The organism is Microbacterium sp. OR21 (assembly GCF_047306785.1).
Classification (GTDB): Bacteria; Actinomycetota; Actinomycetes; order Actinomycetales; family Microbacteriaceae; genus Microbacterium; species Microbacterium esteraromaticum_E.
Map to the genome: position 1 here is coordinate 358,095 of NZ_JAZEXJ010000002.1, position 22,687 is coordinate 380,781.

Genomic DNA, 22,687 nt, shown 5'->3' on the forward strand with positions numbered 1-22,687 from the left:
GAGCGTTCAGCGAGAAACCTACAGCTCATGGACAGAGAAGTGGCGCGCGGATTCGAGTGCGGCTTCCACCACCGCCAGGGTGCGCTGCCCCTGCTCCATGGTGACGACGTCGGTCTGCTCGCCGAGCACGGCGTCGCGGAAGGCCTCGTGCTCGACCCTCAGCGGCTCGCGCTTGGCGAAGGCGTATCGGGTGACGTCACCCTCCGACACGCCGCGGAACGAGGAGACGGACTCCCATTCGAGGGGAATCGTGCCGTTGGCGTAGAAGGTCAGGTCGCCCGTGGAGGTGTCGGCGACGAATGCGCCCTTCTCGCCGGTGACGACCGTGACGCGCTCCTTCATCGGGCTGAGCCAGTTCACGATGTTGTTCACGATCACACCGGATGCCGTGCGGCCGGTGATGGTGATCATGTCCTCGTGCTCACGTCCGGACTTGAACGCGGTCTGCGCGAAGACCCGGTCGTAGTCGGACTGCACGACCCAGGCGGTCAGGTCCACATCGTGCGAGGCGAGGTCCTTCGCGACTCCGACATCCGCGATCCGGGCCGGGAACGGGCCCTGTCGGCGGGTGACGACCTGGTAGACGGCACCGAGCTCGCCCGCCTCGATCCGCCGGCGCAGCTCCTGCAGCGCCGGGTTGAACCGCTCGATGTGTCCCACCGCGCCGATCAGACCCGCATCCTTGAACGCGTCGACCATGCGCTGGCCGGCCTCGAGGGAGTGCGCGATGGGCTTCTCGACCAGCGTGTGCACGCCCGCGGCGGCGAGCTTCAACGCGGCATCCTCGTGGAACCGGGTCGGCACCGCGACCACCGCGATGTCGATCCCCGCGTCGATGAGCGCGTCGATGTCGGGCAGCACCTGCAGCTTGCCCGCCACACCGTGCGGGTCACCGCCGGGGTCGGCGATCGCGACGAGGTCGACCCCGTCCAGTTCACGCAGCACCCGCGCGTGGTGCCGGCCCATCATGCCGACGCCGAGCAGTCCCGCCCGCAGCGTCTCGGCCATCAGGCGCCCGCTCCGGCGACGGTGTTCACCGCGGTGACGATCCGCTCCAGGTCCGCCTGCGTCAACGACGGGTGCACCGGCAGCGAGACGACCTCGCGTGCCGCCCGCTCGGTCTCGGGCAGATCCAGGCCCGGCGCGTACGGCGCGAGCGACGGCAGCCGGTGATTCGGGATCGGGTAGTACACCCCGGAACCCACCTGGTGCTCATCCTTCAACGCCCGAACGAAACCGTCCCGATCCTCCGGCACGCGGATCGTGTACTGGTGATACACGTGCACCGCACCCTCCGCGACCGGCGGGACCACGACACCGCGCAGGTTCGCGTCCAGGAACGCCGCGTTCGCCTGACGGGTCTTCGTCCACGCGTCGACCTTCGTCAGCTGCACCCGCCCGATCGCGGCGTGGATGTCGGTCATGCGGGCGTTGAACCCGATCACCTCGTTCTCGTACTGCCGCTCCATGCCCTGATTGCGCAGCAGCTTCACCCGCCGGGCGATCTCCGCCGTGGCCGTGGTGACCATGCCGCCCTCACCACTGGTCATGTTCTTCGTCGGATACAGGCTGAACATCGCGAACTCGCCGAACGAACCCACCGGGCGGCCGTCCAGCGACGCACCGTGCGCCTGCGCCGCATCCTCGTACAACGCGACACCCCGCTCGGCGGCCAGCTTCTCCAGCTCGCGCATCCGCGCCGGGTGACCATACAGATGCACCGGGAGGATGCCCTTCGTCTGCGGCGTGATCGCCGCAGCCACCGCCGCAGGGTCCAGCGTGAACGTCTCCGGCTCGATATCGACGAACACCGGCGTGCCACCCGTCAGCGCCACCGAGTTACCCGTCGCTGCGAACGTGAACGACGGCACGATCACCTCATCGCCCGCACCCACACCCGCCGCGAGCAGGCCCAGGTGCAGACCAGCGGTGCCGCTGTTCACCGCGACCGAGGGGCGCCCCGGCACGAAATGCTCCGAGAACTCCGCCTCGAACGCCGCCACCTCGGGCCCCTGCGCCACCATCCCACTGCGCATCACACGGTCAACAGCTTCGCGCTCCTCATCACCGATGATCGGCTTCGCCGGGGGAATGAACTCGCTCATACGTAATTGACTCCTCAAGATGGGATCTGCGTTCGGTAGTGATCGGCGCACGGTCAGGATGCGGTGCCGACGACGATTCGCGGGGTGCCGGCCCAGAGGGTGGCGTCGGAGGCGTTGCGTCCGTCGACGAGCAGCTTCACGCCGGGGATGCTCGCGGGTGCGAGGGCCCGGTAGTCGGCGTGGTCGGTCTGCAGGATCGCGAGGTCAGCGGCGTCGCCGATCGCGTACGGCTCGAAGCCGAGGCGACGCAGCTCGTCGTCGCTGTAGAGCGGGTCGTGGACGACGACCTGGGCGCCGCGGGCCTTCAGCGCGTCCACGGTCGGGAAGACGCCGGAGAACGCTGTCTCCTTCACCCCACCACGGTAGGCCGCGCCGAGCACGACCGCCCGCTGCCCCTTCAGATCACCCAGGATGCCCTCGGCCTGCGCGACCAGCCGCTCGGGCATGGAGGCGTTCAGCTGACGGGCGACGCGCACGATGTCCGCATCCGGGTCAGTCGACAGGTACAGGCGCGGGTACACCGGGATGCAGTGCCCGCCGACCGCGATACCCGGGCGGTGGATGTGGCTGTACGGCTGCGAGTTACAAGCATCGATCACCTTGTACACGTCGATGCCGTGCGAGGCCGCGAACAGACCGAACTGGTTCGCCAGGCCGATGTTCACGTCCCGGTACGTCGTCTCGGCCAGCTTCGCCATCTCCGACGCCTCCGTGGAACCGAGATCCCACACCCCGTTCGGCTGCGCGAGATCGGGCCTCTCGTCGAACTGCAGCACCGCCTCGTAGAACTCCCGCGCCCGACGGTTGCCCTCCGCGGACAGCGCACCGATCAGCTTCGGGTACTTGCGCAGGTCCTCGAACACCCGACCGGTCAGCACACGCTCCGGCGAATACACCACATGGAAGTCGACACCTTCCGTCAGCCCGGACCTCTCTTCCAGCATCGGCTTCCACCGCGTCCGCGTCGTCCCCACCGGCAATGTCGTCTCGTACGAGACCAGAGTCCCCGGAGTCAGATGCTCCGCCAGCGATCGCGTCGCAGCGTCCATGTACCTGAAATCCGGCTCCCAGGTCTCGTCGTCCACGAACACCGGAGCCACCAGCACCACCGCATCCGCCCCCGGAATCGCGTCCGCGTAATCCGTCGTCGCACGCAACCGACCAGCAGGGATCAGTTCCTCAAGACGCTCCTGCAGATGCGCCTCACCCGGGAACGGCTCCACCCCCGCGTTGATCGAGTCCACAGCCTTCTGATTCACATCGACACCGACCACATCATGACCGGAAGAGGCGAACTGAACAGCAAGAGGAAGCCCGATCTTTCCCAGGGCGACGACGGCGACACGCATAGATCCAGTCTACGGCGTGCGGGTCCCTCATCTGTGGTGCCGGGGGCACACCTTGGATGAATCGGCCTGACTTTCGTTCCTATCGGGAGCCTTGTCCGGTAGGTGCCGGTTGGCCTGATTCTTGGCCAGCGTAGTACGCGTCCTCGACCTCGATGGGGGTGCGCATGTCGAGCTCTCCGTGGAGCCGTGAGTTGTTCCACCACCACACCGATTCGAGGGTCGCGAGTTCGACCTGCTCGACGGTCCGCCAGGGGCCGCGCTGGCGGATGCACTCAACCTTGAACAACGAGTTCAGCGCTTCGGCCATCGCGTTGATGCTCCTATAGTTGTCAACTCATGATTTCGTCGGTTCAGGAGTCTGTCTTGATGAGGTGGTAGACCTCGCGGATCACGTAGCGTTTCAGGCATCGGATGATGTCGCATTTGCTCTTGCCTTCGGCGGTGCGGCGGGCGACGTAGGCGATTGTCGGTTCGTGGAATCGCATCCTGACGATCACGGTCCGGTAGATCGCCGCGTTGAGCTGACGGTGCCCTCCGTGGTTAATCCGGTGCTTCCCGCTGGTCATCCCGGACCCTGTAGGGATGGGGCTGATGCCGGCGAGCTTCGCGAACGCCGCCTCGCTCTTGATGCGCTCGGGGTTGTCGCCTGCGACGATGAGGATCTCCGCAGCGGTATCGACGCCGATCCCGAACTCGTCAAGTAGGTGCGGGGCGCTTTGGAGCACGAGCTGCTCGATCTGCGCCTCGAGGTCCTTGATCTCGTCGTTGAGCGCGATCCAGCGTTTCGCGATCGACCGGAGCGCGTGAGGATTCGCGTCCTCGGGCGTCTCCAAGCCGCGCGGTCGGAGCGCGGCGCAGTGCCGCGCGACCATCATCTGAGTCTTCTTCGCGGTCTCGCGTCGGAGGTCCTCGGACGCGTGGACGAGCATCGCTTTGAGGGTGATCATCGCGCCGGTGCGGTCTTTCACCGCGGTATCGTGCGTGACTTTCAGCTGCCGGATCATCTCGACGGCGCCGACTGCGGTCTTCGGGACCGCGGTCGCGAACCCCGCGAGTACGGCCCGGGCGGCGTTCTCCGCGTCCAGGGTTTCGGATTTCCCATTCAACCTGCGCAGCCGCCGGTCGGGACGTGAAACCTCGATCACCTTGTGGCCGTGGCGGCGGACGAACGAAATGAGTCCGGCCCCGTAGGACCCGGTTCCCTCAATCCCGAACACGATGATCTTCCCGAAACTCACCGCCCATTCCAACAGCTGCTGAGGGCGCGCGGCCGACGGCGGCGCGATAGCCGCGCGCGGTAGGAAAGCCCTGCACTGCCGGTCGGAGGACTCGGCAGATGAGCTCATCCCGAGCAAACCGGCCACGTGACGGACCGCGCTCATCATGTTCGGGTGCGACGGCCGCGTCTCCGCGAGCATCCGCAACGCCCGCTCACTCATCTCCGGCGAGTACTTCCTGTTCATCGTGTTCCATCCTTGCTTGAAGAACGGGACGAAAGTCGGGCCGATTCAGAAGCGGCATAACCGAACCAACACCGTGTCCACGATCAAGGGTCAAGGCCCCTGGCCCTGCTCAATTGTCGTGAGCTCGGTGTGGTGCCCGAGGACGGCGTCGCGAAAGGCTTCCTGCTCCACACGCAGCGGCTCGCGGTTGGCGAAGGCGTACCGGGTGCCGACGCCCTCCGACACGCCTCTGGCCGCCGGCGAGCGCGCCAGCTTCCGGCGCCTCAGTGGAAGGGCCAGACTATCCGTGTGTCACTGCGGCATCCCCCGCCAAGAACCCATCGAGCGCAGACGCGGCGGCGCGACCGTCGTGCCATCTCGTCGCGTACTCGCGCGACGCCCGCGCACGGGATTCAACCGCATCCGGAGATGAGCCGCTCAAGTCTCGCAATGCATCACGCAGGGCACTGGGTGCACAGTTCACAACTGGTGTGTCCTCGCCGTACGTAGCGATGGTCGCCTCGCTGATGTTCGCAACCACAATTCGCCCCGACGCCATCGCCTCTACGGCGGTCACGCCATACGAACCCGACCGCAATTGATCGACGACTACATCGACGCTGCGGATAAGCGCACGCATCGATTCTCGGGAGACGATGCCCGCATGCACATATTCGATCGCTCCTGCGGCGTCTAGTTCGCGGAGCACGGGGTCGATGAAGCGCGTTCCCTTGATGTCAGGATTGCGCTGGCTGGGTTGATGCAAGACGCGCAGCTTCCGTCCGCGCGTCTCCGGCAGTGGGGCGTCCCAAGTGGCTACGTCCACGGTGAGTGGCAAGAGCTTCGCACCATTCACCTGTGACAATAGGTCTGGTGTTGTGACGAAGACTGGGAGCCCGCTGTCGAGCACCTGCGCCCGGTTTCGCGCCGCCTTCTCGCCCTGAGCAACCCGCCAAGCACGTGGCACGTCGTGGAAGTACGAGTCCTGTGAAGCTTCCATGCTCAACATCGGGTCCCGGGCGTCGCTACCGTGAAAGACAACGGCTGAGGCAACGCCGCGCGCAGACCATGCCGCGACCTGGTCAACAAACGTTCCTTCTCGTGGATCCACTCCGAGCGGAATGTTCGACTCATTCAGCAGGTGGGTCATGTCCACACCTAGGTGAGTCACCACCAAATTCCGTACCCAGCGCGGGCTCAAACGGTAGTGCGGGATCTGCCGGTCACTCGGCCGTACCAGGCGTTCACGACGGAGCACCCGCGATAGCGCACCTCCAGTACCGATCGAGAACGCGGGCTGCGGATGCACAGCGCGTGCCCACGCGGTAGCCTGAGAAGCGGTGTTCAACGGTCCAATCCCGAGCATCAACGACCGCCCTTCGAACCCCAAGTGACAGAAGGTGTCCGTCCAACGGGTGCACCTCAACGAAATCCGATCGGTTCCGATCGGGAGAAGACAACGATGACCAGGATAGCCGAGACGTTTGCACCGCTTGCGTATGATCAGCGTGATGTGTCGCCCTCAACGCGTAGTGCATCCCAAGCGTTGCTCGTACGGATAATGCCGGGGCTTGCCACATTCGCCATGAGCATCTTGGTCGGCCGTATCGGCGGAGTGCAAACGCTCGGCGAGGTGCAGTTAGTCCTGTCGACTTCGATGATGGCTAATCTTCTTTTCCCGACGCCAGCTGGAAGCATCGCGGCGCGCTTCCTTGCACGCGCTGCTCTTCCATCGTCCACCCATCCGCCGGCGAGTGTAGCCCAATTTTTCTTGAAGGTGACGTCAGTCGCCGCTGGCGTGCTGGTTATGCTCGTTGTCGGCGTCCAATGGCTTGGACTTAAAGCCGACGCAGTCATCGTCGTGATGTCCGCCTTGATGACGATCGCCTTTGCGGCGAGAGCACTTGCGGAAGGGATCCACGCCGGTCTTGGTCAAATGGGAAGGCTCGGCACCTGGAGCACGCTGATCTCTATCGCGAGCGTATTGGGAGTGAGCATTCTGCTGCTTCTTGGCGTACGGACAGCAGCCTTGCTCCTGCCATTAATGATCGGCAACCTTTCCATCCTCTTATATGCCTTGCCGCCTCGTTCAGCAACCTTGGCCGCGTCGGTACGTGCCGACGCCTTTCGCTATGTCAGCCTCGGTGTGATTGGCACCCTCGCCAGCTCGGGACTCGCGCAGGCTGCTGTACTTGCCGCCACGCTGCTCGAGGGCATCGAGTACGTTGGCACTTATTCCGCCGCGATGACTCTCACGACACCGTTCGCCATGATCGCCAGCGCACTGAGCCTGATCCTATTTCCAGCGTTCGCTCGAGCGCATTCACAAGATCAAGCTGCGCGGCTACGCGGAGTCGCAGAGTTGGCAACTCGCCGACTCATGGTCGGCCTCATCGCTGGCGGCCTGCTACTCGCACCAACAGCACCCGCGATCGTGGTTACTCTATGGGGCGACGAGTTCTATCCGGCCGCAAGCATGGTTGGGGTCCTGGCTGTCGCCGCCATCCTCAACGGCATATCGGTGCCCATAGTGAATGCGCTGACCAGTGAATCCGCCCGCGGAATGACGCTCTCGGTGGTATTCAGCTGGAGCGGCTTTGCCGTGGCCATCGGAACTGCGACCGCGCTTAAGCTCAGCGGTGTCCCGAACGCCATCCCTATTGCCTACGCAACGGGGGTGGCGGTAATCGCGGCACTTCCGATGATTTATGCATCGACCGTTCTCCGACTAACTCTGGGCTCCGTCTTTCTGAAGGCTAGCGCGGGGGTCGCGCTGATTCTAATTACCAGTGTGACGTCGATATCAGCAAAGCCTCCCGCCTTATTGTCGCTCGGCGTCGCGCTGATCTTGGCTGCCGCCTGGCTCGCCGCCAATTATCGCGATTCGCTGGGGATGGCGCGAATGATTGTCTCGGAAAGGTGAGTTCCGTGAGGGTGATGAACGAACCAGCCGGCGCGCTAAAGGATCCGGAGCAGACTGGCTCCCCGGCTCCCGTCGAAAAAGGTCGGCGGTTCTTCAATGTGCTAGTGTTCATATTACCCACGCTCGCGGCACTTGGCCCGCTAATTCCTGGCTTTGGGCCGGTCTTCGGGTTTCGTCTCGTCGCGCTCATCGCTATGGCGGCATCGCTTGCAGTAAGAGTGAAACACCCCGCGCGAGATCACGTCCGAGGCGCGGTCGTTTTGCTACTGACGGCGACTGCACTTTCAAGCGTTCTATTCCTTCTGCTAGACCAGCTCTCGGCGCCCGGCCTGCGTGAGCTACTGAGCGTTTCTATTGGCCTCGGCCTCCTAGTCACGTTTACCCGTGTTCCCCTTGTGCGTTCCACACTGAGGGCACTCACCGGGGGATGGCTTGTTGCCTTTGTGGTTACCGCATGCGTCGCATGGCAGGAAATCACGACTGGCCAGCGGATGCCGAATTATCTGCCAGGGCGCAATCTGGTCGACCTCGTGACGGAAACTGCGCCCGCCAGCACACTCGGCAATCCAAACGACTACGCAAGCATGCTCGTCCTTGGTGCGCCGATCCTCTTAGCCGGCTTAACAGCTTTTGAAGGTCGCGTAATGCGCCTGGCCATCTTGCTTGCTCTCGCTCTGACGCCAATCATGATATTCCGAACCGAAAGCAGGTTCGGTCTCGCCACTATCGCCCTTGTGGCTGCGATTATGCTGATCTTGCACAAGCGCGCGGGAACCATCATTGCGGTTCCGTTCATCCTCGCAGGGCTGGTTGTCGCGTTTCTCGCCGAGTCAACAGTGACAACACTCATCGACCCGAGCGTTCAGAGTTGGTCGGAATTCTTTATTGACGGGGGATCCGGATCCGTGCGGGCAACCCTGGTGCGCAACGGTTTCCTAATCGCTGCGAGCACGGCATTCATGGGCGTCGGGCCCGGTGGATTCGCCGCAGCTCTAACCACTGTCCCCGGCCTCGGATTTACAGCAGGCATCGAGAGCCCCCACAGCTTGATCACAGAACTAATCAGTCAGTACGGGGTCGCAGTTCTCGGGGCGTTCATCTGGCTCTTCGTCACGCTCATCCGCTCAGCTTGGATTCAGTCGTTTTGGTCACACGGCTGGAAACGGGCGACATTCAACTCGATCATCGCAATCGCCTCGCTCACGCCCGTGTGGTCCATGATGACGAGCACCGCCGTGTCGTCATCGATCTTCTGGCTCGCATTAACCGCGATCGTTTGGATTACCCAGCCAGTCCAAGCTCGGGAATACTCCGACATCAACCTGAACGCTTCTCCGCCCGCTTATCAACCATGACACGAAGACTTCACGAATGAATTTCACTCCCATGACGACCCCTACTTCCTGCACGCGTTGCGTGATGAATTCTGAGGTCGACCCCGACCTTGCCATCGAGGACGGCATCTGCAATCACTGTCGACGATACGACGCATTACTCGGTTCGAGGATCGTCCCCGTTGCAGAGCGGCCTGCGCGGCTCAGACAGCTTGTCGCTGCAATTAAGTCCGCCGGCGCAGGTAACGAGTACGACTGCCTGATCGGGGTGAGCGGCGGCGTCGACAGCTCTTACGTGGCGATGAAAGTGCGTGAGCTGGGCCTCCGGCCGCTGGCTGTGCATGTCGATAACGGGTGGAACTCCTCACTGGCTGCCCGGAACGTCGAGAACGTCCTCCGCACGCTCGACATCGATCTGTCCACCACGGTGCTTCGTCTCGACGAGTTCTACGACCTTCAGCGAGCCTTCTTGCGTGCGTCCACACCTGATGCGGACATTCCCTCCGACCACGCGATCCAGGCAACGCTCTGGAAGGAAGCGCGACGTCACGGCATCCGCTACATCATCTCCGGGATGAACTTCGCGACGGAGTCAATCAGCGTCCCGTCATGGTCGTATGGACATTCTGATTGGCGCTACATATCCGACATCCATCGCCGACACGGATCAGTGCCGCTTCGCACGTACCCCCATTTCGGGTTCGCGGAACTCGGATGGACGACCGTGGCGAAGCGCGTGCGCATCGTTTCGATCCTCAACTACCTCGAGTACGACAAGACCGCCGCCGTGCACGAGCTTCAGGACAAGCTCGGCTGGGTGCCCTACGAGGGCAAGCACTACGAGTCCATATACACGCGTTGGGTGCAGGGCTTTTACTTGCCAACGAAGTTCAAGATTGACAAGCGGCGAGGACATCTATCTGACCTCATCAACTCCGGCCAGATCACGCGGGAGGAGGCGCTGGCCGCTCTAGAATCTGACGACTACCCCGCAAGCCTGCGCCGCATCGACACCCAACTCTTGCGGAAGAAGCTGTCCCTCTCGGAGGCGGAGCTCGAAGAAATTCTCGCGCAACCTCGCCGGTCCTTTCGTGACTTCCGTAGCTCCTACAGCTTCGTTCAACTGCTTCGGCGCTCCGTGAATACACTTCGCAAAGCAGGGCTGTACCCGCGATGACTCCAACGAAAGGTCTGAATCTACACATCTACCCGGCCCCGATTCTCTCCGAGAGTCGCATCTTCCGTCAAACTCTTGCCGTCGCGCGGGCGTCGTTGTTCGACGAGATTGAGATATGTGGAACTCCGGCTCACGGTCTCCCGCAGACCGAGCCTCTGTCCGAAGGCCGCACAATCCGCCGGATAGGCGCCGACATGAAGCGAACTGGTTCGGTAGTCGCTCGGGTTCGGTATCAAGTCGCTTGGTCCTTCCATGTCTATCGCACGTATGCGTCTTCGGATCTACGGATCGTCAATGCCCACTCCGTCGCCGTGCTTCCAGTTGCCGCGATGCTTGCGCGACGCACTGGCGCGAAGCTGATCTACGACACACACGAGCTCGAGACCGAGACCTCGACGTCCCACGGGCTGCAGGGCCAGGTGTTCAGACTCGCTGAGCGGTTGCTGATTCGAAAGAGCTCGGCAGTGTTCGTGGTGAACGACATGATCAAGGAATGGTACGAAACCACCTACCGGGGCCTTCGGACGATCAGCATCGTGAACGCGCCCGACCAACGCGCCGCGGGAGCAGCACACGACCTACGAGCTGTTTTTGCTATACCGCCGACAGATCGACTTTTCGTCCACGTCGGAAACATCGTCCGAGCGCGCTATATCGTGGAGATTATCGAGGCGTTCGCAGGCCGCCCAAGTGATCATGTTGTGTTCCTCGGCGACGGAGACCTCGGGCGCGTGGTTGATGACGCGGCTGCCACACTCCCTAACGTCCATCATCATCCCAGCGTAGATAGCGATTCGGTCACTGCGACCCTATCCACCGCTGATGTGGGCATCTGTCTGATCGAGCCGACGTGCTTGTCATACGAACTCGCGCTTCCCAATAAGGCCATCGAGTACGCCTCCGCAGGGTTGCCGTTCATTCACAACGACCTACCGTCCGTACGGCGATTGCTTGCAGAAGGACTCACGAGCTTTCTGGTGAAGGATGTGCAAGGGGAGCTGAGCCGCGTGCTCGATGGGCTCTCAGAGCAGGTCATCTCGGCTGGGCGAGCCGAAATCAGCGAGGTTAGACTCCCTAAGTGGGGCGAAGAGTCGGGAAAGATGCTCGACGTCTACGGCACACTCATAGCGGCGAAAACGCGGAGAGGGGGCCGCGCATGACGGTCGGCATCATCGACTATGGTGTGGGCAACATCGGCTCCTTGATTAACATGTTCTACCGCCTAGAGATCGAGGCATCCGTGATCACGGGCCCTGCGGAGGTCCGGAACCACGAGCATGTCCTGCTACCCGGGGTCGGTGCTTTCGATATCGCCATGAGCCAGCTTCAACGGACAGGCTTTGACGATGCCGTGCGTTCACACGCGGACGCAGGCCGTCACTTGCTTGGCATCTGTCTAGGGATGCAACTCCTTCTCGACTCGAGCGAAGAAGGACAGCTACCGGGCTTCGGCCTTATACCGGGAACCAGCCGGAAGTTTGCTGCAACAAGCCACATCCGGGTGCCACATATGAGTTGGTCTCAGGTGCGCCCCGAGCGGAATCATCCGCTCGTCGACGACCTTCCCGAGAACCATCGGTTCTATTTCGTACACAGTTACCGGGTAGTTTGCGACTCAGCATCGACCGTTCTAGCCACTACAGAGTACGGAGAACGCTACCCGTCGATGATCTCAAGCGGGTCGGTGGTCGGTGCACAGTTCCATCCGGAAAAGAGCCATCGATTCGGCATGCGGATGCTGAAGGCGTGGGCGGCACTATGAGACCTCGAATCATCCCTGTTTTGCAGCTTCACAAGGGGTGGCTGACGAAAAGCCGCAGATTCCGAGGGAACCCTTACCTCGGCGACCCCGTAAACGCCGTACGCATCTTCAATGAACTCGAGGTGGACGAGCTTGTCCTCTGTGACATCTCCGCCAGCCGCGGGGAAACGCCACTGGATGTCGGCCTCATCGGATCAATCGCTTCAGAGGCGTTCATGCCTGTTGCATACGGCGGGGGTATCTCAACTGCCCGGGAGGCGACTCTCCTCGTAAGAGCCGGAATCGAGAAAGTGATCCTCAACACTGCGATCGCCCGCGCCCCCGGTCTCGTCACGCAGATTGCGTCGGAGCTCGGCAGTCAGAGCGTCGTCGCGAGTGTGGACGTCAGCGCCGCCACGGGGAAGCCCCGCGCATACGTGGCGAATGGCCATATCGACAGCGGACTTTCGCCTGTTGAGTTTGCCGAGCAGGCGGTCCGCTTGGGTGTGGGTGAACTCATCGTCAGCTCGATCGACCGAGACGGGAGTGGCGCAGGCTACGACCTTGAAACCGTGGCGAGCGTGGCGGGGGTCGTTGACCTGCCTGTCGTCGCTCATGGCGGCGCCGGCTCACTCGAAGACTTCCGGTCCGCGGTTGAGCATGGAGCGGCAGCGGCCAGTGCTGGGAGCCAGTTTGTCTTCTTCGGAAGGCATAAAGCCGTGCTGATCACCTATCCGAGCGAGTCTCAGCTTGACGGTCTATGGTCGCGACCGACCGTCTGACAGCTGAGCATTCACTTGCTGCGACGCCGCGGTGGTGAGGGCGTCGGCGAATCTGCGGCCGAGGACCGCGTAGTCGTACTCATCTTCGAGGAGTCGCCTGCCGTTTGCTCCCCAAGTCGCGCGCTGAACCGGAGAACTGCGTCGGACAGCCTGCAGCGCACGGGTGAACGCCGCCGGATCGGCAGCTGGGGCTGTTACTCCGGCAGCCGCTTCAGCTACTGGATTATTCGGCGCGTTGGTCGCGATGACCACGGGTCGCGCTGCCGCTAGGTAATCGAACAGCTTGTTCATACTGATGCCATGTCTGTAAACCGGCAAATCAAGGACGTTGATCACCAACGCGTCAGCGAGCGTTGCTACCGCTGGAACCTCCGCCTTGGTGATCACCCCCCGGAAGTCCACGGCGTGGCCGATCCGCAGTTCTTGCACCACATCGCGGACCCTCGGAAGGGAGGGACCGCCACCGTACAAGACCAATCTTGTGTCATCAGCGAGCGGCGCGAAAGCGCGAACGATTTCTTCCACGCCGTTCGCCAGGCCAATCGACCCGAAGTACATGAAAACGAAATCGCCGTCCACCGTTTCCTCTTGAGGTGAGTGGTCGAAGTCCGCCGCGTCGCATCCGTTCGAGACCCAGACGATCTTCTCGCGAGGCACGCCTCGCTCCTCAAGATAATGAGAGGCGAAGGGCAGCAGCGTAACGATCACGGACGCTTTCCGGCAAAGCACCCGCTCCATAAACCGCAGGAGCCATGCGATGCCAGAGGAGGAAGGGAGCTTGTTCATGTCGATCAGGGTTTGAGGCCAGAGATCTCTGATCTCGAATACGAATGGAACGCCCAGCCTGCCGGCGAGCACTGAGGCGGCCCACGCCGCGAGAGGGTGAACGGTACTCCCGACTACCACTTCTGGTCTAGGGAGGCCTCGAGTTCCCGACGGAAGGAGCAGGCGCACCGTGAACACCAAGATATTCAAGAGCCGGACGATCCCGTTGCCGCTGTATGCCGGTGCGCGTAGGAAGCGAAATCGCACATCCCCCACAGTGCGTTCCATCTGGCGCGCGCGAGTTGAAATGCGCTGCCTCCCCGAGGGGTGCTCAGTGCTCGCTGCGATGATCGTCGGGGCCCAACCGGCCTGAGCGAGATGCTTGGACAGGCTGAAGTGCCTTGATCCGCTAGCTGACTCGGAGGGGTCCGTGGCGTAGTGGTTGACTATCCAGACAGTTCTCATCGCGCGGGCACTCCCTTCACAACGACGCCCGGAGACACATCGCGCGTCACACAGGCCGCCGCGCCCACGGTCGCTCCCTCGCCTATGTTCAGCCCCTGCAGTACGACAGCGCCTGCACCGATGAGCACTCGCCGCCGCACGTTCGCAGAGCCAGACAAGATGGCTCCGGGATTGACGGAGACGAAATCTCCGACAACCGTGTCATGGCCGATGATGGCCCCTGGGTTCACGTGTACGTGCTCGCCGAGACTGACATTTGTCGAAAGTTGAACACCGCCACAGACGACGACGCCCATGCCAAGTTGCACCTCCGACCCTATCGTGGCATTGGGGTGTACAAGCGCGGGGACTGCCTTCGCCTGACCGAGCGCGAGTCTGACGTACGAACGGACCGCCGGCGAACCAATGGCAATAACATGTCGAACCCTTGAGACCACCTCAACGTTGTCGGAGATCGTTCCAAGGTGATAGTAACCGCGCGCGCCGAGCCGATCTACATCGATGGGCCTAGGCGAATCGTCGATCACACCGACCACACTCCAGATCGGATCCTCGGCGACCTCGTTGATTGCCTCGATCACATCTAGTGTTTCGCGTCCGAAACCTCCCGCGCCGATGACGACGATGTCTTCAGGCATCGACGTCTCCGAACTTTCTCATGGTCGCATGCCCTTCCGCCGAGATGCCCTCTCGCCGGACGACGGAGCGAACGGTGGCGACGAGCACCCGCACATCAAGGGCAAGGCTGCGCCGTTCGACATATTCGACGTCGAGACGGAACCTGTCCTCCCAAGGCAAGCCGTTTCGCCCGCTGACCTGCGCTAGTCCGGTGATGCCTGGGCGCACGTGGTGTCGGCGCGCCTGCTCGGGCGAGTACAACTCGAGATACTCGATGAGGAGCGGTCGCGGACCGACAATGCTCATGTCTCCGCGAAGTACGTTCCACAGGGAGGGCAGCTCGTCGAGGCTGGTCGATCGCAACAGCTTGCCGAAGGGCGTCAATCGGTCTGCGTCAGTCACCAATCCCTCGGCTGGGTCGATGTCGCGCATGGAGCGGAACTTGTACAGTGTGAAGATCTTCCCGTCGCGGCCGGGCCTCTTCTGTGCGAAGAGCACCGGCCGCCCCAGCCTGACCGCCACGGCCACTGCGACGGCGGCGATCACCGGCGACAGCAGCACAAGAGCCGTCGCGGCACTCACAAGGTCGAGGACGCGCTTGAGCACGTCATATGGATGACGGGAAGACTTCGCCATATCAGCGGCTACCCAGAAAGTCGGTGATCGCGTTCACTACGCGCTCGCGCTGCGCTTGGGTCAGCGCAGAGCCGCTGGGTAGGGTCAGGCCGCGCTCGAACAGCCGCTCGGAGGCTCCGCTGATCACACCGGGGTAGCTCTCGAACACCGGCTGACGATGCATCGGCTTCCACAGCGGGCGACTCTCGATGTCGCCCTCTGCTAGCGCTGCGGCCAGTTCAGAGGGCGCCCAGCCCGCAGCATCCGGATCGACCACGATCGAGGTGAGCCACACATTGTCATCTTCGTCGCCATCTGCCCCGAACACCTCGACGCCCTCCACATTGCGGAAGAGCTGCTTGTACAGCTCCCTCATCTCACGGCGCTTGGTGATCATGGCATCGAGCCGAGACAGCTGCGCACGGCCCAGGGCGGCGAGCAGGTTGCTCATGCGGTAGTTGTAGCCGACGTCGGTGTGCTCGTAGTGCACGACCGGCTGCCGCGCCTGCGTCGCGAGGTAACGCACGTGCTGGGCCGTTTCGGCATCGTCGGTCAGCAGCATGCCACCACCCGATGTGGTCATGATCTTGTTGCCGTTGAACGACACGATCGACGCGCGGCCGAAGCTGCCCGCGGCCTTCCCCTTGTGCGTGGCGCCGAGAGACTCGGCGGCGTCGGCGAGGACCGGCACCCCGAACTCGTCGGCGATGGCGAGGATGCTGGTGTAGTCGATGGCCTTGCCGAGCAGGTCGACAGGCACGATCGCTGCCACCTTCTCCCCGGCGTCGCGCAGCTGAGTAAGCGTCTGCCGCAATAGCTGCGGATCCATGTTGCCCGTGGAGATGTCGGCATCGACGAAGAACGGCTCGGCGCCCGTGTACATGATCGCGTTCGTTGTCGCGGCGAAGGTCATGGTGGACGTGACCACGATGTCGCCCGGGCCGACGCCCAGCGCCAGGAGACCGAGGTGCAGTGCGGCTGTTCCCGAGCTCAGCGCCACCGCGTGAGCGACGCCCACACGGTCGGCCAGTTCACGCTCGAAGGCGTCGACGTCGGGCCCGAGCGGCGCGATCCACCCCGACCGCATGGCTGCGATGATGGCGTCTTCTTCGAGCTGCGTCACGTCGGGCGACGACATGTAAATGCGCTCAGCCATTGACCTTGCCTTCACTGATCGAGATGGGCTCGATGATCGCGGTGTCGTTCTGGCGCGGCTCGGCAGCCATCCGTGCTTCCCAGCCGGCCTTGTCAAGGCGCTGCGGTGTGATCGGGTCGGCCGTGGTGTGGGAGATCTGCGGATGGAACGGCCGCTCGAGGTTCTCGCGCGAACCGACCAGTTCTTCATGCAGCTTCTCGCCGTGACGAAGACCCGTGAAGATGATCTCGATCTGCTTGCCCGACATCGCGATCATGCGCTTGGCGACTTCGAGAATCGAGACAGGCTCGCCCATGTCGAGAATGAGAACCTCTCCGGGCCTGCCGATGCCACCGGCCTGAATGACCAGCTGGCAGGCCTCGGGAATGGTCATGAAGTACCGCGTCGCCTCGGGGTGCGTCACGGTGAGTGGCTTGCCCTCGCGGATCAGCGTCTGGAAGGTCGGCAGCATCGATCCGCGGCTGCCGATCACATTGCCGAACCGAACCGAGACGTAGTTCAGACCTGTCGACTCAGCAGCCCACGCCGTGAGCTTCTCGGCGACGCGCTTCGAATGGCCCAGCACGCTGGTCGGGTTGGCCGCCTTGTCGGTCGAGATGTTGACGAAGTGCTCGGCCCCGACACGCATGGCCGCTTGAAGCACGTTGAGCGAACCGAGCACGTTCGTCTTCCACGCTTCGTCGGGGTACTGCTCGAGCATCGGCAGATGCTTGAGCGCGGCGGCATGGAACACCACCTCGGGGCGGCGCTCATCGAAGATCGCGTTCAGCACGTCGGCGTCCCGGATGTTCGCCAGAACGACATCTTTGCTGTCGAGCAGACCGTGGCCTGCGGTACCCAGCTGCGCGATCTGCAGGCCGGTCTCATCGCGGTCGAGCATGATGAGCTCGCTGGGGCCGAACTTCGACAGCTGACGGCAGAGCTCTGAGCCGATCGAGCCGCCCGCGCCGGTGACGAGTACGCGTTTGCCGGTGATGTAGCCGGCGATCAGCTCGACGTTGGTGTCGACCGGATGCCGCCCGATCAGGTCTTCGATGCTGATGTCGCGCACGTCGGTGGGCGACTGCTCACCCGACATGAGGGCGTTCAGCGACGGCGTGACGGCGACTCGCGCCCCTGCACCTGCGGCGCGGTCGCTGATCTTGCGCAGCATCACGCTGTCGGCCTGCCCCATCGCCACGATGACCATGGTGGCCCCGGTGCGGCGGACGGCGTCGGCGATGTGTGATGTGCGACCGACCACAGGCACCCCGCGCAGCACGAGGTTCTTCTTGGCAGGGTCATCGTCGAGCAGACCCACCGGGCGGATCGGCGAGGTCGGATCGGTGGTCATGTTGTGCAGCAGTTTGTCGCCGAGGTACCCGGCGCCGACGATCAGCGCGGGCTCGGCGTCTTCACCGGGCTTGCGAGAACGGTCGAGCAGCAGACGCGCCATGTAGCGCACCCCGAACATGAAGAGCAGCACGATGGGAGCCGCGAGGAACATCGTCCCTCGGGGAATGTTGACCACTGTGCCCGTCGTGATCACGATCACGCCGAGCACGAGGGTGATGCTCATCACGATCAACGCGAGTAGACGCACCTCGTCGAAAGAGCCGTAGGGATGGCGGCCGCGGTAGAGCTTGGTCGCGAAACCGGCAGCGACGTGAAGGGCCGCAGCGATGACTGCCAGTGCGACAGTCGCCAGCCAGCCGTCGAGCGGCATGGCGAACTCGAAGCGCAGCGAGACGGCGAGCAGCACGCCGATTCCCCAGGCGAGCGCGTCGACGGCGGCAGCAGCGGACCGTCGACGACGCTGCATCACCGACACGCTCGACACGATGCTGATCTCTCCGGTCGCAGGCGCGACAAGCCCCACCTCTTCAGCCTTCATACTCTGATTACCCCCACGGATCCGGGTTCCCCCGCGCTCCATATTCTCACAGCGAGCAGCCGGCTCCCGTCCGTGCATCCGTTCAGACGCCGTCGACTGGGGGTATCGGCGAACCAGAATCCGTCGATTCGCCAGGGTCGCCCGAGTCCTCCGGCGGGGTCGTCGGCTCTGTCGGAGTCGGCTCGGTGGGCGTCGGCTGCGGCTGTGGGCGCTGCCGCTCACGCTCGCGCTGCCGTGCTCGCTCAGCCTCTTCGCGCTCGGCTTCTTCCCTCACGCGATCGGCGTAGACCTGCGCCGAGACCAGCGCGATCACAGCGTCGCGGTACGTCTTCAGCGCTTGCGGGCCCTGTTCGTTCAGCAGGTTACCCGCGGAGATGACCTCAGCAGCGGCGCTCACGGCATCCTCCAGATCCTGCGCTGCATCCGGATTCTCGTCGATGACCTTGCGCGCGACGGCGGGAAAGCCGGCGGTGAACTTCTTGAGCTCACCCGCGAAGGCCGCGACCCTGGCATCCAGCGCGGTTCGCGCATCACGCACGTCGGCACTCAGGCGATCGATCTCGGCGAGCTGCAGCTGCGCGTCGTCGATCGCCGCGGCGACATCAACGAGAGAATCGGTGTCGACCGTGCCCCGGGTGTACTCCTTCGGCATCGCGGGAGATTCGAACGCCGACAGATCGGTGCGATAGGAATCGAGTGCCGCGAGAGCGGTGTCGAGCGCCTTCGGATCTGCGATCGGGATGGTGCCCGCATCAGCGGGCGCCTCGGTTTCGCCCGGGGGGATGTCGGCCGGGTCGGGGGCTGATCTCACCGACTCGAGCGCAGGGCGCAGCGCTGCCGCGGCAGCATCCGCTTCTGCGACGGACTCGATCAGACGCCCTCGCGCCGATTCCAGCCCCGCGGTCGCGCTCTCGATCGTCTTCTCGTCGGCCGCGAGCACGCGCAGGGCATCGGTCGCCGGGCTCGCCGTCGCGGCCTGCACCCCGCCGATCAGCCCCGCCGCCGCCAGGGCGACGACGGCGAGAGCGGCGACAGAGACATTGAGCAGGTCGAATCGGCGGCGCGGCCGGCGACTGTCGGGGTGAGACGTGGCCGGCACCGTGCCGAGCGGTCGGGCGTCGGCGAGGGCGCCGTCGACCATGGCGACAAGCGCCGGACGGGCCGATGCACGGTGGGTGCGGTCGATGTCGGCGCGCCGATCGCCGAGAAGCTGGTCGAGCCGGCGCACGGTCTGTTGCTCGTCGGCAGACACGTCAGCACCGGTCTGCCGTCTGCCATCGGGAAAGAGGTCGTCGAGTGTGCTCATCACCGTTCCTGTCGAGCGGAAGCCGTCGTCGCCGGCGGGCAGCCGATACCCTCAGAGGATACCCGGGGGGACGTCCCCCGCGTCATGCCACGGGAGCCATATGGATCTGCGCGACTTCATCCGCGTGCTTCGACGACACCTCGTCGTCGTGGTCGCCGCCATCGTCATCGGCCTCTGCAGCGGCGCGATCGTCGGGCTGGTGACGCCGCAGAGGTATGAGGCATCGACGCAGCTCATGGTGAGCGTCGATGCCGGTGGGGACTCCACCGCCATCGAGCTGACGCAGGGCGGCAGCTATGCCCAGCAGGTCATCGAGAGCTATCGCAGCGTGCTCACCAGCTCGGTCGTGCTGCAGCCGGTCATCGACGACCTCGGGCTCGACCTCTCGGTCGCCCAGCTGGCAGGCAAGGTGAGCACGAGCGTCGCCACTGCCGGTGTCATCATCACCGCGACCGTCAGCGACGCCAACCCCGGTCAGGCCGCTCGCATCGCGAACGCCATCGGCGACAGCTTCACCACGGTGATCACCGATCAACTCGAGCGCCGCGAGCAGGCGACCGCATACCAGATCCGCATCGTGCCCGTGCAGCCCGCCACCGTGCCGACGCAGCCGGCCGCACCCAACCTGCCGCTCTCCGTCGCGCTGGGCGCGGTGGTCGGCCTCGCCGCGGGAATCGGCGTAGCGCTGCTGCGTGAGGTGCTCGACCGCCGCATCCGCACTCTCGCCGACGTCGAGAAGGCGGTCACGGCCCCCGTGCTCGGCGGTGTCGCGTTCGACCCGAAGGCATCTTCCCGCCCGCTGATCGTCGCGAACGCACCGCTCGATCCGCGCGCCGAGGCGTTTCGCAGTCTGCGCACGAACGTGCGTTTTCTCTTCCCCCCGCACCAGACCGCTGTCTTCGTCGTCACGAGTGCCGGGCCGAGCGAGGGCAAGTCGACCACGGCGGCGAACCTCGCGCTCGCTCTCGGCGAATCGGGGTACCGCGTGGCGCTTCTCGACGCCGATCTGCGCAAGCCTCGAGTCGCGGGGCTGTTCGGCATCGAAGGGGCGATCGGGCTCACCGACGTGCTGATCGGCCGTGTGGCCGTGAGCGACGTCATGCAGCGCTGGGGGCGCGGCACGTTCTTCGTCCTGCCATCGGGAACCGTGCCGCCGAATCCGGCGGAGCTGCTCGGCTCGGATGCGATGAGCACCCTGATCGACGATCTGAAGGCCGCGTTCGACGTGGTGATCGTCGACGCGCCGCCAGTGCTGCCGGTCACCGACGCCGCGGTGCTCTCTCGCCTCGCCACCGGGGTGCTGCTCGTGGCCGCCGCAGAGGCCACCACCACCGACAACCTGGCCGCCGCCGCGGCGCGCATCGAGGCCGCCGAGGGCAGTGTGCTCGGCACCGTCGTGACGATGCTGCCGATCCGCGGCGCCGACAAGACCGCCTACGGCACCTACGGCTACGGCGCACTGGCCAAGGCCTGACCCGCGGGGAGACGCCGCGTGTGTGAGAATCGAAAAGTTGCCTGAACTGAGGAGAAGACCCGCGTGGAGCTTCGCGACTACGTACGCATCCTGCACAAGAACTGGATCCTGCTGCTGATCCTGCTCGTGCTCGGGCTCGCCGGCGGCGCCGGCTACGCGGCCTTGCAGGCCCCGAAGTACGTGGCCTCCACTCAGCTGTACGTGTCGGTGCGCACCGAGGGGGCGGCCACCGGAGACCTCGTGCAGGGCACCACGTTCGCCCGGCAGATGGTCACCAGCTACGTCGATGTGGTGAACACCGCCCTCGTGCTCGAGCCGGTCATCGACGAGCTCGGGCTCGACACCACGGTCGCCGGACTCGCCTCCCGGGTGGCGGCGACCACGCCCCTCAACACGGTGCTGATTGACATCTCGGTCACCGACGGCGACCCGAAGCAGGCGGCCGAGATCACCAACGCCGTCGCCGAGAGCTTCGCCGGCGTGGTGCAGAGCACCCTCGAGCAGCCGGCGGCCGAGGGCGCCAGCAGCCCGGTCACCGTCACCGTGACCGAGCCCGCCGTCGCACCCGACGCGCCGAGCGCGCCGAACGTGCGCATGCTCATCCTGCTCGGCGGACTGCTCGGCCTGGCTCTGGGCGTCGGTCTCGCCATGCTGCGCACGGTGCTCGACACTCGCATCCACACCCTGCACGACCTCGAAGACATCACCGACCGCCCGATGCTCGGGGGCATCGCGTTCGACCCCGATGCGCAGAAGCGCCCGCTGATCGTGCACGCCGACCCGCGCAGCCCACGCGCCGAATCGTTCCGCACCCTGCGCACCAACCTGCAGTTTCTCGACGTCGAGGGCGGGCCGCGCATCTTCGTCGTCTCGAGCGCCGGCCCCGGTGAGGGCAAGTCGACCACCACGGCGAACCTCGCGATCGCGCTGGCCGAGACCGGCGCACGCGTCGCGCTGATCGACGGCGACCTGCGTCTGCCGCGCGTCGCCGACTACATGGGCCTCGAAGGCGGGGTCGGCCTGACCGACGTGCTGATCGGCCGCGTCGATGTCGCCGACGCGCTGCAGAAGTGGGGCCAGAACGAGCTGTTCGTGCTCACCAGCGGCCGCGTGCCCCCGAACCCGAGCGAGCTGCTCGGGTCGGCCGCGATGAGCCAGGTGCTCGGCCCGCTGGGCGAGTACTTCGACTACGTGCTCATCGACGCCCCTCCCCTGCTGCTCGTGACCGACGCCGCCGTGCTCGGCAAGAAGACCCGCGGCGTGATCCTCGTCGCCGCATCCGGCAAGACGAAGAAGCAGGAGCTCGCCGGCGCCGTGCGCAGCCTCGCGACCGCCGGTGTGAACCTGCTCGGCACGGTCGTGACCATGCTGCCCACCAAGGGACCCGACAGCTACGGCTACGGCGCCTACACCTACGGCTCGAAGCACGTGGTCGATCAGGCCGCCCCCGAGATGAGCGCGAAGCAGGCGAAGCCCCGCCGGCGATCGACCGCGAAGGCCGGCGTCAGAGCGGGCTGAGCACGATGAACGCGTGAGCGCGATGGCCGCTCGACCGCCGATGA

Annotated in this window: 20 protein-coding genes; 8 read left to right on the forward strand and 12 right to left on the reverse strand. The window is 64.4% G+C overall.

The genetic code is table 11. The features are described 5' to 3' along the window. Positions 1 to 18: 18 nt before the first annotated feature. The 6 genes from V2S04_RS06270 to V2S04_RS06295 all read right to left on the reverse strand — a co-directional run bounded on the left by V2S04_RS06270 (position 19) and on the right by V2S04_RS06295 (position 6,046). The gene (locus V2S04_RS06270; protein ID WP_413637599.1) at positions 19 to 1,008 is read right to left on the reverse strand and encodes a Gfo/Idh/MocA family oxidoreductase; all 990 of its coding nucleotides are present in this window, start codon (positions 1,006 to 1,008) and stop codon (positions 19 to 21) included. Then, complete coding sequence (locus tag V2S04_RS06275; protein WP_413637601.1) at positions 1,008 to 2,105, reverse strand: DegT/DnrJ/EryC1/StrS family aminotransferase; 1,098 nt, start codon at positions 2,103 to 2,105, stop codon at positions 1,008 to 1,010. The genes V2S04_RS06270 and V2S04_RS06275 overlap by 1 nt, the downstream gene beginning before the upstream one ends. A gap of 53 nt (positions 2,106 to 2,158) precedes the next feature. Then, positions 2,159 to 3,454 carry a nucleotide sugar dehydrogenase gene (locus V2S04_RS06280; RefSeq protein ID WP_413637603.1) on the reverse strand — a complete coding sequence of 432 codons (1,296 nt, stop codon included), beginning with the start codon at positions 3,452 to 3,454 and terminating at the stop codon, positions 2,159 to 2,161. 79 nt (positions 3,455 to 3,533) lie between these two features. Next, positions 3,534 to 3,761: an IS3 family transposase gene (locus V2S04_RS06285; protein ID WP_413637605.1), complete on the reverse strand. Its 228-nt coding sequence runs from the start codon at positions 3,759 to 3,761 to the stop codon at positions 3,534 to 3,536. Positions 3,762 to 3,804: 43 nt separating this feature from the next. Beyond that, positions 3,805 to 4,917 (reverse strand): IS110 family transposase, encoded by a 1,113-nt coding sequence (locus V2S04_RS06290; RefSeq protein ID WP_413637607.1) that lies wholly within the window; start codon positions 4,915 to 4,917, stop codon positions 3,805 to 3,807. Positions 4,918 to 5,197: 280 nt separating this feature from the next. Beyond that, positions 5,198 to 6,046: a glycosyltransferase gene (locus V2S04_RS06295; protein ID WP_413637609.1), complete on the reverse strand. Its 849-nt coding sequence runs from the start codon at positions 6,044 to 6,046 to the stop codon at positions 5,198 to 5,200. 312 nt (positions 6,047 to 6,358) lie between these two features. Here V2S04_RS06295 and V2S04_RS06300 point away from each other — a divergent pair, with 312 nt between their 5' ends. From V2S04_RS06300 to V2S04_RS06325, 6 genes are read left to right on the forward strand one after another with little or no spacing between them, the layout of a single operon-like run. Next, positions 6,359 to 7,819: a lipopolysaccharide biosynthesis protein gene (locus V2S04_RS06300; RefSeq protein ID WP_413637611.1), complete on the forward strand. Its 1,461-nt coding sequence runs from the start codon at positions 6,359 to 6,361 to the stop codon at positions 7,817 to 7,819. Between the two features lie 14 nt (positions 7,820 to 7,833). Continuing rightward, positions 7,834 to 9,174, forward strand: coding sequence for an O-antigen ligase family protein (locus V2S04_RS06305; RefSeq protein ID WP_413638111.1), 1,341 nt, complete (start codon positions 7,834 to 7,836; stop codon positions 9,172 to 9,174). Between the two features lie 16 nt (positions 9,175 to 9,190). Beyond that, positions 9,191 to 10,330 carry an N-acetyl sugar amidotransferase gene (locus V2S04_RS06310; RefSeq protein ID WP_413637613.1) on the forward strand — a complete coding sequence of 380 codons (1,140 nt, stop codon included), beginning with the start codon at positions 9,191 to 9,193 and terminating at the stop codon, positions 10,328 to 10,330. Further along, a complete protein-coding gene (locus V2S04_RS06315) occupies positions 10,327 to 11,490 on the forward strand; it encodes a glycosyltransferase (RefSeq protein ID WP_413637615.1) in 1,164 nt (387 codons plus the stop codon). The genes V2S04_RS06310 and V2S04_RS06315 overlap by 4 nt, the downstream gene beginning before the upstream one ends. Beyond that, on the forward strand, positions 11,487 to 12,092 hold the full coding sequence (gene hisH / locus V2S04_RS06320) for an imidazole glycerol phosphate synthase subunit HisH (protein WP_413637617.1): 606 nt from the start codon (positions 11,487 to 11,489) through the stop codon (positions 12,090 to 12,092). Before V2S04_RS06315 ends, hisH begins: the two co-directional genes overlap by 4 nt. Then, positions 12,089 to 12,853, forward strand: a complete 765-nt coding sequence (locus tag V2S04_RS06325) for a HisA/HisF-related TIM barrel protein (protein ID WP_413638112.1) — start codon at positions 12,089 to 12,091, stop codon at positions 12,851 to 12,853. The genes hisH and V2S04_RS06325 overlap by 4 nt, the downstream gene beginning before the upstream one ends. On the opposite strand, the gene V2S04_RS06330 is transcribed toward V2S04_RS06325, so the two are convergent. From V2S04_RS06330 to V2S04_RS06355, 6 genes are all read right to left on the reverse strand, one after another. Continuing rightward, entirely contained in the window at positions 12,830 to 14,083 is a 1,254-nt protein-coding gene (locus V2S04_RS06330; RefSeq protein WP_413637619.1) for a glycosyltransferase family 4 protein, read from the reverse strand. The two genes, V2S04_RS06325 and V2S04_RS06330, sit on opposite strands and share 24 nt — an antisense overlap. Then, positions 14,080 to 14,721 carry a NeuD/PglB/VioB family sugar acetyltransferase gene (locus tag V2S04_RS06335; protein ID WP_413637621.1) on the reverse strand — a complete coding sequence of 214 codons (642 nt, stop codon included), beginning with the start codon at positions 14,719 to 14,721 and terminating at the stop codon, positions 14,080 to 14,082. Before V2S04_RS06335 ends, V2S04_RS06330 begins: the two co-directional genes overlap by 4 nt. Then, entirely contained in the window at positions 14,714 to 15,337 is a 624-nt protein-coding gene (locus V2S04_RS06340; RefSeq protein ID WP_413637623.1) for a sugar transferase, read from the reverse strand. The genes V2S04_RS06335 and V2S04_RS06340 overlap by 8 nt, the downstream gene beginning before the upstream one ends. 1 nt (position 15,338) lies before the next feature. Further along, positions 15,339 to 16,472 (reverse strand): DegT/DnrJ/EryC1/StrS family aminotransferase, encoded by a 1,134-nt coding sequence (locus V2S04_RS06345; protein WP_413637625.1) that lies wholly within the window; start codon positions 16,470 to 16,472, stop codon positions 15,339 to 15,341. Beyond that, a complete protein-coding gene (locus V2S04_RS06350) occupies positions 16,465 to 18,345 on the reverse strand; it encodes a polysaccharide biosynthesis protein (protein WP_413637627.1) in 1,881 nt (626 codons plus the stop codon). Before V2S04_RS06350 ends, V2S04_RS06345 begins: the two co-directional genes overlap by 8 nt. A gap of 82 nt (positions 18,346 to 18,427) precedes the next feature. Beyond that, the gene (locus tag V2S04_RS06355; protein ID WP_413637629.1) at positions 18,428 to 19,651 is read right to left on the reverse strand and encodes a hypothetical protein; all 1,224 of its coding nucleotides are present in this window, start codon (positions 19,649 to 19,651) and stop codon (positions 18,428 to 18,430) included. A 100-nt stretch (positions 19,652 to 19,751) separates the two neighbouring features. Here V2S04_RS06355 and V2S04_RS06360 point away from each other — a divergent pair, with 100 nt between their 5' ends. Beyond that, positions 19,752 to 21,125 carry a polysaccharide biosynthesis tyrosine autokinase gene (locus V2S04_RS06360; protein ID WP_413637631.1) on the forward strand — a complete coding sequence of 458 codons (1,374 nt, stop codon included), beginning with the start codon at positions 19,752 to 19,754 and terminating at the stop codon, positions 21,123 to 21,125. A gap of 63 nt (positions 21,126 to 21,188) precedes the next feature. Next, positions 21,189 to 22,643 carry a polysaccharide biosynthesis tyrosine autokinase gene (locus V2S04_RS06365; protein WP_413637632.1) on the forward strand — a complete coding sequence of 485 codons (1,455 nt, stop codon included), beginning with the start codon at positions 21,189 to 21,191 and terminating at the stop codon, positions 22,641 to 22,643. The last annotated feature ends 44 nt before the right edge of the window (positions 22,644 to 22,687 follow it).